The sequence below is a fragment of the Gilliamella sp. B2838 genome (genome assembly GCF_026536185.1).
In the GTDB taxonomy this organism is placed as follows: domain Bacteria; phylum Pseudomonadota; class Gammaproteobacteria; order Enterobacterales; family Orbaceae; genus Gilliamella.
In genome coordinates, this window is sequence record NZ_JAFNOO010000003.1 from 237,615 (window position 1) to 250,186 (window position 12,572).

The following is a 12,572-nucleotide window of genomic DNA, read 5'->3' on the forward strand; positions in this document are numbered from 1 at the left end:
ATAGGTTATTTAATTAACATATCATCACGATGTACAGCAACAGCGCCATATTTATAACCAATGATTTGGTTGATTTCTTGAGAATGGTGTCCTGCAATTTGTTTTAATGCATCACTATTATAACGAGTTACACCTCTAGCGATTCGTTTTCCTGACTTATCACAGATATCAATGACTTCTCCACGCGAAAAATCTTTTTCAACCGCTACAATTCCTTTAGGTAAGAGTGAACTACCATTATTCAAAATCGCGTTGACAGCGCCGTCATCTAGTATCACTTTTCCAGCATTTGGTGCGCCATATAACCAATGCTTACGATGTTCTAATGGGGTTTTTTGTGGTAAAAAACGCGTTCCAACCGATTGATTATTGACGGCATCAATTATCACATTTTCTTTATTTCCTGCCGCAATGATGACTTCTATTCCTGCACTACCTGCCACTTCGGCTGCCTGAATTTTAGTGCTCATGCCTCCGGTGCCAAGACCTGAAACACTATCCCCTGCGATGCTACGTAAATGATCGTCAATATGTTCAATTTCTGCGATTAATTTTGCATTTTTGTCGGATCTCGGATCGGCTGTATATAAGCCTTCGATATCTGTTAATAATATAAGTTTATCTGCTTGGGCTAAAATAGCCGCTAGTGCAGACAAATTATCATTATCTCCAACTTTGATTTCGGCAGTAGCGACAGCATCATTTTCATTGATTACAGGAATGATATGGTTATCTAACATTGCCTTTAAGACATCTTGAGCATTTAAAAACCTTTCACGATCTTCTAAATCGGCTCGGGTTAGTAACATTTGCCCAATGTAAATTTTGTAAATCGAAAATAATTGTTCCCAAAGTTGTATTAACTTGCTTTGCCCAACAGATGCTAACAATTGTTTTGAAGCGACAGTATTAGGAAGAGTAGGGAATTTTAGGTATTCACGACCTGCAGCAATTGCCCCAGATGTCACAATGATAATTTTATGTCCGGCTTGATGTAAGTGAGAGCATTGTCGAATCAACTCAACTATTCGAGCACGATCTAATTCTTTCGTGCCACCAGTTAATACACTGGTACCAAGTTTAACCACTACAGTTTGTTGTTTTTTATTGTCCATAACAATACTCTTTTTAAAATAATGTATTACAAAATAGTCTCCATCCATTTTACCGATTGCGTTAGAGCATCATGTAAGTTTTTTTGTAATGGTGTTTTTTGTATTGTAACTATTTTATTTTGCTTAGTTGAATGAATTAATTTTGCTTCATTAATACTACTTAATTTATCACCTTCAAAAACAATATTCATAACAGGCAAAGAACAAGTATGGGTCAAAAGGCCCTGATTTTTAAGCGAAAAATAATTTAATTCTGCTGCTAATTGCTGGTTTGATACACAAGGTAATCCAAGGCGGCTTGCTAACATGTCTTTATAAACATTAGGAAGACTTTTTTGTAATTCTTTATTTACAAACATTTCATGAACAAACGGCGTGAAATTAAATAACCCTCTAATTTTATTGGGCATTAAGTAAGCCAAACGCGTTGCAATATGTGAGCCAAATCGAAAGCCCGCAACAATAACACGATTACTATCAATCCAAGGAATGTTTGAAAGCTGTTCAATAATAGCTTGGTAAATTTGGCTACTATTTTGTGTTAAAGCGAAGTTACGACTAAAACCAACAGTTGGTAAATCGACTGTTAACATCGCTAGTCCATTTGGTGCTAAAAATTCACTGAAATATCGGTAATAATCGATTTGTAAATTACCCAATGCATTACATACTAAGACGACAGGGCATACACCATCACAATTTTGTGGTAAATGTAAAATTGTTTTAACATTACGCCCATCGACGTTAAATTCCAATTCTTTGCTTGTAAATGGTGAATAGCTTAATGCCTTATGATAAGCTTGGTAAGCACATGTTTGCGCATACATAGCTAGCTCATCATTTTTAAAATGAGGATAGCTTGCAATACTACAATATTGACTAGCAATCAAATAATATTGATTTAATTTAGATTTATTATCTTCAGTTAAATTGGATTTATCGATAGAATCCGCTTTGGCTTGCCATTTTGCTGCTTGATTCAAAAACTCATAAATCCAATTACCTGGTTGATAACCAATGACTGAATCTAACCAGTTATCATTGGTATGGCGTTTGGTCGAGGCAGCTATTTTTGATAGTACTTCTTCCAACTCTAATTTGGGTAAACCACGCCAATACCATAAAATAGGATTAACAATCCGATACCATTTTGAATCAACTTCACCATCTAATGGGCTAACACTGTTACCTTCGCTGCAATCAATACGATTGACCAGCGTGGTTGTTTCAGGATAATCATATTGTGGTTTAAAGATCTTTTCTGATAGGTTTTCGGTATTTGTTATCACAACCTTAGTATCCTTATTATTTGTGGTCACTAATCGGTTTTACAAACATCACGCCAGTATCCCATGGTTGTTCAATCCAAGTATCTTGCTCGATATCCACAATATAATCATCAACTAATGGTTTACCTGCTGGTTTGGCAAAAATAGTAACAAAGCGTGCTTTAGGATACATATCTCGAATAGTATGAGCTGTATTACCTGTATCAACTAAATCATCAACGACAATAAAACCTTCACCATCGCCATTTGCTTGTTTTAAGATTAACTTTTCGCGTTGATGATCATGATCATAACTTGAAATACAAACAGTATCGACATAACGGATACTTAGTTCACGAGCAAGAATCGCAGCAGGAACTAAACCACCACGACTAACAGCAATGATGCCTTTCCATTGGTTTGCGGGTAATAATCTTTTTGAAAGTTGTCGACCATAGGATTGTAGCATTTCCCATGTTACGTTGAATTTTTCTTTTTCAGCGATGAGTTCTGCTTTATGTTGTTTTTTAGCTTGAATTTCTTCTTCTGTTAGTGTTTGTTCTATTGACATGAGTAACCTGCAATTTTAATCGTTAATAAATTAATATTAATGGGCTTGAAATAGATGTAAAATTGCACCTTATTATAGAGTGATTAGACAAAAAAAACCACTCATTAATTCATTAATGACATAATATTGAGGTTAAATTATGCTATCTACACTAAAGCCAAAATTTGTTTGGCAGATTTTTAATGATATTTGTAAGATTCCACATCCTTCTCATCATGAACAAATGATAACTAAATATATCGTTGATTTTGCCAATTCACATCACATCCGTTGTGAACTTGATAAAGTTGGTAATATTTTGTTAACAAAACCTGCAACTAAAGGGATGGAACATTGCCCATCAATTGCATTGCAAGCTCATATGGATATGGTTCCACAAAAAAATGAAGGCACAGTCCATGATTTTTTTACCGATCCTATTGAAGCCTATGTTGATGGCGAATGGGTTAAAGCAAAAGGAACGACACTTGGCGCCGATAATGGTATTGGTTTAGCATCAGCTCTAGCTGTTTTAGTCGATCCTGCCATTGAACACGGTCCAATTGAAGTTTTAGTGACAACGTCGGAAGAAACAGGTATGCATGGTGCATTTGGTTTGCAACCAGATTGGTTAAAAAGTCACTATTTGATTAATACTGATTCTGAAGATGAAGGCGAAATTTTTACTGGGTGTGCTGGTGGGGTCGATTTTACCTCTACTTTCGCTGTGACTTATGCCGTTATGCCTGAAAAACATGATTGTTATATGCAGATCGCCCTTAAAGGGTTGAAAGGAGGGCATTCTGGTTGTGATATACATTTAGGGCGCGGTAATGCAATTAAATTAATGGCGCGATTTTTAGCTGAATATGCGCAAGATATTTCATTTCGCCTCGCTGATATTAAAGGTGGTTCACTCCGTAATGCAATTCCACGGGAAGCTTTTGTCGAAATCAGTTTAAGTAAAGATGATTTATCTAAATTTGAATCTATTATTGATCAATACAAATCGACATTACAAAATGAATTAGGACAAGTCGAGCCAAACCTAGAAATTACCTTAACTGAAGTTAAATCCGATAAGATTAAACGCGTTTTAACGACAGAACATCAAAATAAAATTATCAATTGGTTAAATTCGGCACCAAATGGCGTAGTGCGAATGAGTGATCAATTGCAGGGTGTTGTTGAAACCTCATTAAATTTAGGGATTGTGAATATTGAGGATAACCAACTGTATGTTCATTTTTTAATTCGTTCACAAGTTGATAGTGCAAAAGATGCCGTTGTTTCAACACTTATTTCACTTAGTCAATTAGCTAATGCCAATTATGAAATAAAAGGGGGATACTCCGGTTGGGAACCTAATTTAAATTCGAGCCTTTTACAGTTAGCACAAGATAAGTATTATGAAATCTTCTCGCAAAAACCGAAGATTATGGTTATCCACGCTGGATTAGAATGTGGTTTATTTAAGCAGTCTTATCCAAACATGGATATGATCTCGATTGGTCCAACCATTGTTTCACCACATTCACCTGATGAAAAAGTTAATATCCAAAGTGTAATTCGTTATTGGGAATTACTCATTGCAATGTTACGCTCTGCAACTCAATTAAGATAATTTTAAAATCCTGTCGTGTTTATCCGACAGGATCTTTTTAGTATCACTTCTAATTTTTTCTTAGACATCACTTATTTTAATTGAGTGATGATTCATACAATCACGCTAAAATATCTATCTTTTAACGTCTTAGGTGGCATAAACCGCTATACTGTCCAAATTGTTTGCTAAAGATTAAATTAAAAATGAAATTAAATTCATAAAAAGTGAATAAAAATTCATTTTATTGCTTGTGTTGATATAATAAATATCCTACTATATGTCTATTATTAAAAATAATAAATAAGGAATAATATGTTAAAAGCAATAATTGTGGGAGCGAGTGGTTATGCAGGTGCTAAACTTGCTTATTATTTAAATAAGCACCCTAATATCGAGATTATCGCCTTAACTGTTTCTGAAAATAGCCAAGATGGGGGAAAATGTATCTCAGATCGGGATTTATATCCTCAATTAAAAGGTATTGTTGATTTACCTTTAATTGCAACCAATGATTATTCTTCCCTTATCGAGCAGGTTGATGTTGTTTTTCTCGCAACTGATCATCAAGTTAGCCATAATATTGCGCCTTATTTTTTAGAGCGAGGTTGCACTGTTATTGATTTATCAGGTGCTTTTCGTGTTAATGATACTTCTTTTTATAAGCAATTTTATGGTTTTGAACATCAACATAAAACATGGTTAGAACAAGCAGTATATGGTTTGGCAGAATGGAATTATAAGGCAATAAAACAAGCACAATTAATTGCAGTGCCTGGTTGTTATCCCACCGCATCACAATTACCGCTAAAACCATTAATTGAGGAAGATCTACTAGATAAAACGCAATGGCCTGTTATTAATGCTGTAAGTGGCGTTAGTGGTGCAGGTCGTAAACCTTCACTTAATAATCTATTTTGTGAAGTGAGCTTGCATGCTTATGGATTATTTACACATCGACACCAACCTGAAATTGCCACACATTTAAGGCAAGACGTTATTTTTACTCCCCATCTTGGCAGTTTTAAACAAGGTATTCATGCCACCATTACTTGCCTTGTAAAAGAAGGTGTTACATCAGATGATATTTTTGCGGCTTTAAATAAATATTATCACAATAAACCGTTAGTCAGAATTTATCAAAAAGACTGGCCTGCTTTAAAGTCCGTAGTGGATTTGCCATTTTGTGATATTGGATTTGCGTTAAAAGGGCGACATCTTATTTTGATTGCGGTCGAAGATAATTTATTAAAAGGTGCAGCAGCGCAAGCGGTACAATGTATGAATATTCGATTTGGTTTTGAAGAAACAACTTCATTATTTTAGGTGAAATAAATTCAACGACAAGCTTATTAACAATTTGCAACCTATTCAATTTTAGAATTGATTAACTTAATTTGAATCAATAGGAAATGAAAATGAAACCATTAATTATTAAACTTGGTGGAGTGTTACTCGATAATAAAGATGCATTAAGTGATCTATTTGACGTGATTAGTAAATATAAGAAGAATTTTCAACGTTCACTTGTTATTGTTCATGGTGGAGGTAGTGTTGTTGATTCTTTAATGGACCGTCTATCCTTACCTGTTGTGCGCCGAAATGGATTACGTGTTACGCCTGCTGATCAGATTGATGTTATTGTTGGAAGTTTAGCAGGCAGTGCCAATACTACCTTGTTATCTGAAGCAAAAAAATTAGCTATTCCAAGCGTTGGGCTCTGTTTAGCAGATGGTAATAGTGTTGAAGTTAAACAGATATCAGAAGAATTAGGTTATGTTGGGGAAGCTAGCAGTGGCGATCCTAGATTAGTAAATTTACTACTTAATTCAGGTTATCTACCCATTATGAGTTCTATTGGTATAACTCAAGAAGGTAAAATGATGAATGTTAATGCCGATCATGCAGCGGTTGCACTCGCAAAAACATTAGATGCTGATTTGATTTTACTTTCTGATGTTGTTGGTGTTTTAGATGGTAATAAGCAATTAATAGCATCATTAACTCAATCAAATGCCGATAATTTAATTGCTACTGGGGTGATTACCGATGGCATGGTAGTAAAAGTAAATTCAGCTTTTGAAGCGGCTAAAGCATTAGGTAGACCTATTGATATAGCCAGTTGGAAACAAGCAGATAAACTAATTGATTTATTTAATGGAAAAACAGGAATAACAGGGACAAGAATTATTGCTTAAATATAATTCAGACAGTATATTAAACTGGTCATTTATATTTAAAGTAAGTAACAAACGTCTTTAACTCATTTATTTGTCGTAAGTTAATTAAGAAAGGGTATAACATGAAAAAGAGTGGAACAAAAAAAGTTGTTTTAGCCTATTCAGGTGGTTTAGATACATCAGCAATTATTCCTTGGTTAAAAGAAAATTATGGCGATTGTGAAGTTTATGCTCTAGTCGCTAATGTTGGTCAAGATCCTAAAGAGCTAAAAGATGTTGAGAAAAAAGCTAAAGCATCTGGGGCAGTAGCTTGTAAAGTTGTCGATTTACGAGAAGAATTTGTTAAAGATTATGTTTACCCGGTATTAAAAACAGGTGCTTTATATGAAGGTACATACTACCTAGGCACTTCTATGGCTCGTCCTATTATTGCTAAAGCGCAAGTTGAATATGCTTTAGAGGTGGGTGCCGATACATTATGTCATGGCGCTACAGGTAAAGGGAATGACCAAGTGCGCTTTGAAACAACGTATACTGCACTTGCTCCACAACTTAAAGTTATTGCACCTTGGCGTGAATGGGACTTGCGTTCGCGCGAAGCTTTAATTGATTATCTAAAAGTACGTAAAATTCCAACAACTGCAACCGTTGAAAAAATCTATAGTCGTGATGAGAACGCATGGCATATTTCAACAGAAGGTGGTGTACTTGAAAGTACATGGAATCAAGCCAATGCAGATTGTTGGGCGTGGACAGTATCACCAGAAGATGCACCAAATAAACCAGAACTTGTCACCATTGGTATTGAAAAAGGTGAAGTGGTTTCAGTCAATGGCAAGAAATTATCACCATACAATTGTGTTGCGACTTTAAATAAAATTGGTGCTAAACATGGTGTAGGCCGTGTTGATATTATTGAAAACCGTTTAGTTGGTATAAAATCGCGTGGTTGTTATGAAACCCCAGGGGGCACAATTATGATGACTGCATTACGAGGTTTAGAACAGTTAATTTTAGATCGTGATAGCTTCAAATGGCGTGAACAGTTAGGTTTAGAAATGGCTTATGTTGTTTATGATGGTCGTTGGTTTGCGCCATACCGTCGTTCAATTCAAGCGGCAGCTGATGTTTTGGCTGAGGATATGACAGGTGAAGTTGTCGTTAAACTTTATAAAGGAAGTGCTACAGCCGTTCAGAAAAAATCACCTAATAGCTTATATAGTGAAGAATTTGCGACTTTTGGTGAAGATGAAGTGTACGACCACAGTCACGCAGGTGGATTTATTCGCTTGTTCTCATTATCTTCACGCATTCGAGCATTAAATGAAGGTAAGAAAAAACAACCAGCTAAAAAAGCTGATACTAAAACAACAGCAAACAAATCGAAAACAGCGACTAAAACTAAAAAATAGTTTTAACCACTAAATTTGATAAAACTTAATAATATATACAGGCAAAGTCCTGTATATATTGTTTATGGTGTTATAGAATTATTAATTAATTTATAAATTTATAATTGATTTAAAGATAATATTTGAGGTAATTATGGCATTATGGGGTGGGCGTTTTAGCCAAGCAGCAGATCAACGATTTAAACATTTTAATGATTCTTTACGCTTTGACTATCGGCTTGCAGAGCAAGATATCATTGGATCAATTGCATGGTCTAAAGCATTGGTGACAGTTGACGTTTTATCTTATGATGAACAAAAAAAATTAGAAAAAGCTTTAAATGAATTATTAGAATCAGTACGGCAAAACCCACAACAAATTCTACAAAGTGATGCGGAAGATATTCACAGTTGGGTAGAGCAAAAACTCATCGAAAAAGTTGGTGATTTAGGTAAAAAATTACATACGGGGCGTAGCCGTAACGATCAATCAACAACCGATCTAAAATTATGGTGTAAAGATGAAATTGCTCACCTTATCACTGCTATTAACAAGCTCAGAACGCGCTTAGTGCTTACAGCCGAGCAGCATCAAGATGCGGTTATGCCTGGCTATACCCATCTACAACGTGCACAACCTGTTACGTTTGCGCATTGGTGCTTAGCGTATTATGAAATGCTTATACGTGATGAAAGTCGTTTACAAGATACATTAAAACGTTTAGATGTTAGTCCTTTGGGTAGTGGCGCGCTTGCTGGCACAGCATATCCAATCGATCGTGATGAGTTAGCTCATTGGTTAGGATTTTCCTGCGCGACCAATAATAGTTTAGATTCTGTTTCTGATCGTGATCATATTTTAGAACTATTGAACAATGCGTCAATTGGTATGGTTCATTTATCTCGATTTGCTGAAGATCTAATCATTTTCAATAGCGGTGAAGCTAATTTCATTGAATTGTCTGATCGTGTAACCTCGGGTTCATCATTAATGCCACAAAAAAAGAATCCTGATGCATTAGAACTTATTCGAGGTAAAGTAGGGCGAGTTGCAGGTGCACTAACTGGGGCAATGATAACCTTTAAAGGCTTACCTCTTGCTTATAATAAAGATCTGCAAGAAGATAAAGAACATTTATTTGATGCACTAGACACATGGCATGAGTGTTTAGATATGGCCGCATTAGTGCTTGAAGATATAAAAGTCAATTATGCTGTTTGTCGACAAGCTGCAAAGCAAGGTTACGCTAATGCAACTGAACTTGCCGATTATTTGGTGGCTAAAGGGATACCATTTAGAGAAGCGCATCATATTGTCGGCGAAGCGGTTATTGGTGCAATAGCAAAACAAAAAGCATTAGAAGAACTCTCTTTGGATGAATTAAAAATCTTCAGTTCGGTTATTGAACAAGATGTTTATGAAAATCTCTCACTTGAATCATGTTTAGCTAAGCGATTAGCCAAAGGTGGTGTATCACCACAACAAGTTAAAATAGCGATAGCCAACGCAAAACAACAAGTTTTATAACTTTCTATCTAAATCTAGCTATATAATTTGCCGATGATAAGTCGGCATTTTGATAAAAACCTATTTATTAAACAAATATTTTTACTAAAAATATGATTGTATATCTTTTAAGACAGTGTAAAAATAGAGCTCTTTTTGAAAGGATTAAAGTGAATTGCAATGAGTAAAAGTTATAACTTTAGTGCAGGTCCTGCGAAACTACCTGCTGAAGTCTTAAAACAAGTTCAAACTGAATTATTAGATTGGCATAATACAGGTGCTTCTGTCATGGAGTTAAGTCATCGAGGTAAGGATTTTGATGCTTGTGCAATTGAAGCAACCAACGATCTTCGTGATATTCTAAACGTACCTAATAATTATAAAATTCTCTTTAGCCAAGGTGGAGCAAGAGCGCAATTTGCTGCCGTACCTTTGAATATTCTTGGTAATAAAACAAGTGCTGATTATGTAAATAGTGGTTATTGGAGCCAGTGTGCCGCCAAAGAGGCAACAAAATACTGTAATGTGATTGAACAAAATGTGGTGATTAAAAACCAAGGCATGACATCAATCAAACCCATGTCCGAATGGCAATTGAGTGATGATAGCGCGTATATTCATTATTGCCCTAATGAAACCATTGACGGAGTGGAAATATTCGAACAACCTAATTTTGGCGATAAAACAGTCGTTGCTGATTTATCATCTTGTATTTTATCTCAACCGATTGATGTAAGTCGCTATGGCATTATATACGCGGGGGCACAGAAAAATATTGGCCCTTCAGGAATCACGATTGTCATCGTTCGGGAAGATCTAATTGGTCATGCTCAAAAAGTATTACCTTCCGTTTTAGACTATAAAATCTTAATGGATCATGACTCAATGTTTAATACGCCACCTACATTCGCTTGGTATATGTCTGGGTTAGTATTCAAATGGATTAAAAATTTAGGTGGATTAAAAGCGATTGAGCAACGTAATCAAGCTAAGGCACAATTGTTATATCAATTTATTGATCAATCCGATTTTTATCGTAATACCGTGGCTATCTCAAATCGATCCATCATGAATGTAACCTTCTTGTCACCCAATGACGATCTTGATAAAAAGTTTGTTAGCGAAGCAACACAAGCAAATATTATCGGAATTAAAGGTCACAGAATTGCTGGTGGGATGAGGGCTTCAATCTATAATGCAATGGATCTTGAAGGCGTTAACTATTTAATCGATTTTATGAAGCACTTTGAAAAACAGTACGGATAATTATTTAAAACTCTGTCAAAAAAGGGAGCCATTAAGCTCCCTTTTTTATTTTGCTTAATTGTTGCAGCGGAAAACTTCACCAACCATGACAGCATCTGTTGGAGCGACTTCTGATATATAATTCAATGATGCATCTTGGGCATTATAAATCACATTTCCACCCATAGCGGCAGCTTTATTCATTAAATCTGAAGCGGCATCTCGAATAAGCTCACTGTGTGTTTTTAAGCCAGAAAATAGTGAGCTACGACGACCTTCTGCTTTACCAACAAATTGACAACTAGCGGCAGGTTTTGTGTCAATAAATTGAACTTGTCTACCCGCAGAGGTGAGTTGATAGTTAGAGTTACTACAAGCATTTAAAAGTAATGCAGTTGAAATAGCTGCACTAATAAGTAAACATTTTTTGAAAGACATAATATTTCCTCAACCAATAAAACAACGAATAATTATTTATAAAGTTATTGTATCAGGTTAATAGATTAAAAAATATCTGTAATTATTAATCAATATAGCTATGGCTACGAGTTAAAGATTAATAATTAAGCAACCCAACCTATTTTAATAATTAATTGTAGCAAATTAAAAATAACTCTATTATAATCGCAACCCTACTAATTAAGTAGCACTTCTTAATATGGCCCCTTAGCTCAGTTGGTCAGAGCAGTCGACTCATAATCGATTGGTCACTGGTTCAAGTCCAGTAGGGGCCACCATCAATATCATGATTTTAATGTTTAATAAATTTTAATTTTTTAAGGGTTAATATCATGAAAAAAAATGCAACAGTTATCACTATAGCCGATACGAAAGGCGGTTCTACCAAATCTACTACAGCGGTTAATATTGCGGCTTTTATAGCTCATTCAGGTTTAAAAACATTATTATTAGATTTTGACTTAGAGCAGCCAACAGCTTGTTCATATTTTCCATTGCAAAAAGAAGCGCCATTTGGCGTTTATGAATTTCTTATAATGCATGAAACAGATTTAGATAAACTAATATCTGCGACGACAACAAAAAATTTAGATGTTATGTCATCAAACAGCGTTAGACAAGAAATCGTTTCACATTTAAACGCTTCGGCCGACGGTATTATACGTCTAAAATCATGCTTAAAACTTCTCAAAAGTGAGTATGATGTTATAGTCATTGATACTGTAGGAACAATTGATCCAACTGTTAACATGGCAGTACTTGCTTCTGATGTGGTTTTATCTCCGCTAGATCCTTCCATGCCAGGCGTTCGAGAATACCTACGTGGTACTATTTCTAATTTGTTTAGAAGTTTGATTCCTTTCACTGATTACGGCATTGTATTACCGCCCGTCTATACTTTTTTTAACCGAGTAGAAGAAAATAACGATTGCCGTCGTATAAAAGAACTCTTTAACCAACAAATCAAATCTCTGTCACAGCTACCTTTTCAAATTACTGTTTTAGATAAAGATATTAAAAAGAAAAATAGTTACAAAGTTGCTGCATCTCTTGGTATAGCAGCGTTTCAGCATTATACCGAACCAACAAATAAAGTAGAACACCCTTATAAAATAACAAAAGCACAGGCTCAAAGTATCAAAGAAGATATTTATTATTTGTGTCAACACCTATTGCCGAAGTACAAGTTAAAGTTTGACGAATTTATGAAAATTGAAATTACTCATTAATCATTTTATTCCTGTTTTTAATAAA

General features: G+C 35.1%; 10 protein-coding genes, 1 tRNA gene and 1 pseudogene. 8 read left to right on the forward strand and 4 right to left on the reverse strand.

The window, feature by feature from the left end; translation table 11 throughout:
• Window positions 1–5 precede the first annotated feature (5 nt).
• Genes proB through gpt form a run of 3 tightly spaced genes read right to left on the reverse strand, consistent with a single transcriptional unit; the run spans window position 6 to window position 2,954 of the window.
• Window positions 6–1,115, reverse strand: coding sequence for a glutamate 5-kinase (gene proB, locus J3U63_RS04840; RefSeq protein ID WP_267370713.1), 1,110 nt, complete (start codon window positions 1,113–1,115; stop codon window positions 6–8).
• Between the two features lie 26 nt (window positions 1,116–1,141).
• On the reverse strand, window positions 1,142–2,404 hold the full coding sequence (locus tag J3U63_RS04845) for an alpha/beta hydrolase (RefSeq protein WP_267370717.1): 1,263 nt from the start codon (window positions 2,402–2,404) through the stop codon (window positions 1,142–1,144).
• Between the two features lie 16 nt (window positions 2,405–2,420).
• Complete coding sequence (gpt, locus tag J3U63_RS04850; RefSeq protein ID WP_082209453.1) at window positions 2,421–2,954, reverse strand: xanthine phosphoribosyltransferase; 534 nt, start codon at window positions 2,952–2,954, stop codon at window positions 2,421–2,423.
• Between the two features lie 139 nt (window positions 2,955–3,093).
• Here gpt and J3U63_RS04855 point away from each other — a divergent pair, with 139 nt between their 5' ends.
• From J3U63_RS04855 to serC, 6 genes and pseudogenes are all read left to right on the forward strand, one after another.
• Entirely contained in the window at window positions 3,094–4,557 is a 1,464-nt protein-coding gene (locus J3U63_RS04855; RefSeq protein ID WP_267332649.1) for an aminoacyl-histidine dipeptidase, read from the forward strand.
• A gap of 294 nt (window positions 4,558–4,851) precedes the next feature.
• Window positions 4,852–5,862 carry an N-acetyl-gamma-glutamyl-phosphate reductase gene (argC, locus tag J3U63_RS04860; RefSeq protein ID WP_267367007.1) on the forward strand — a complete coding sequence of 337 codons (1,011 nt, stop codon included), beginning with the start codon at window positions 4,852–4,854 and terminating at the stop codon, window positions 5,860–5,862.
• Between the two features lie 92 nt (window positions 5,863–5,954).
• Entirely contained in the window at window positions 5,955–6,734 is a 780-nt protein-coding gene (gene argB, locus J3U63_RS04865) for an acetylglutamate kinase (RefSeq protein WP_267332651.1), read from the forward strand.
• 104 nt (window positions 6,735–6,838) lie between these two features.
• Window positions 6,839–8,056, forward strand: a pseudogene (locus J3U63_RS04870) (argininosuccinate synthase); the annotation flags it as partial.
• Window positions 8,057–8,261: 205 nt separating this feature from the next.
• Window positions 8,262–9,635 carry an argininosuccinate lyase gene (gene argH, locus J3U63_RS04875; protein WP_267370720.1) on the forward strand — a complete coding sequence of 458 codons (1,374 nt, stop codon included), beginning with the start codon at window positions 8,262–8,264 and terminating at the stop codon, window positions 9,633–9,635.
• 159 nt (window positions 9,636–9,794) lie between these two features.
• On the forward strand, window positions 9,795–10,880 hold the full coding sequence (gene serC, locus J3U63_RS04880) for a 3-phosphoserine/phosphohydroxythreonine transaminase (RefSeq protein ID WP_267370722.1): 1,086 nt from the start codon (window positions 9,795–9,797) through the stop codon (window positions 10,878–10,880).
• A 54-nt stretch (window positions 10,881–10,934) separates the two neighbouring features.
• Here serC and J3U63_RS04885 read toward each other — a convergent pair whose 3' ends face one another.
• Complete coding sequence (locus J3U63_RS04885) at window positions 10,935–11,297, reverse strand: DUF4156 domain-containing protein (RefSeq protein WP_065633640.1); 363 nt, start codon at window positions 11,295–11,297, stop codon at window positions 10,935–10,937.
• Between the two features lie 222 nt (window positions 11,298–11,519).
• Here J3U63_RS04885 and J3U63_RS04890 point away from each other — a divergent pair.
• A tRNA-Ile gene (locus J3U63_RS04890) sits at window positions 11,520–11,596 on the forward strand.
• Between the two features lie 54 nt (window positions 11,597–11,650).
• Window positions 11,651–12,547 (forward strand): ParA family protein, encoded by an 897-nt coding sequence (locus tag J3U63_RS04895; protein ID WP_267347894.1) that lies wholly within the window; start codon window positions 11,651–11,653, stop codon window positions 12,545–12,547.
• Window positions 12,548–12,572: the final 25 nt, after the last annotated feature.

Coding starts and splice junctions, on each gene's coding strand:
- serC (WP_267370722.1), top strand. CDS start 9,795: ATGAGTAAAAGTTATAACTTTAGTGCAGGTCCTGCGAAACTACCTGCT.
- J3U63_RS04855 (WP_267332649.1), top strand. CDS start 3,094: ATGCTATCTACACTAAAGCCAAAATTTGTTTGGCAGATTTTTAATGAT.
- argC (WP_267367007.1), top strand. CDS start 4,852: ATGTTAAAAGCAATAATTGTGGGAGCGAGTGGTTATGCAGGTGCTAAA.
- argB (WP_267332651.1), top strand. CDS start 5,955: ATGAAACCATTAATTATTAAACTTGGTGGAGTGTTACTCGATAATAAA.
- gpt (WP_082209453.1), bottom strand. CDS start 2,954: ATGTCAATAGAACAAACACTAACAGAAGAAGAAATTCAAGCTAAAAAA.
- J3U63_RS04885 (WP_065633640.1), bottom strand. CDS start 11,297: ATGTCTTTCAAAAAATGTTTACTTATTAGTGCAGCTATTTCAACTGCA.
- J3U63_RS04895 (WP_267347894.1), top strand. CDS start 11,651: ATGAAAAAAAATGCAACAGTTATCACTATAGCCGATACGAAAGGCGGT.
- proB (WP_267370713.1), bottom strand. CDS start 1,115: ATGGACAATAAAAAACAACAAACTGTAGTGGTTAAACTTGGTACCAGT.
- argH (WP_267370720.1), top strand. CDS start 8,262: ATGGCATTATGGGGTGGGCGTTTTAGCCAAGCAGCAGATCAACGATTT.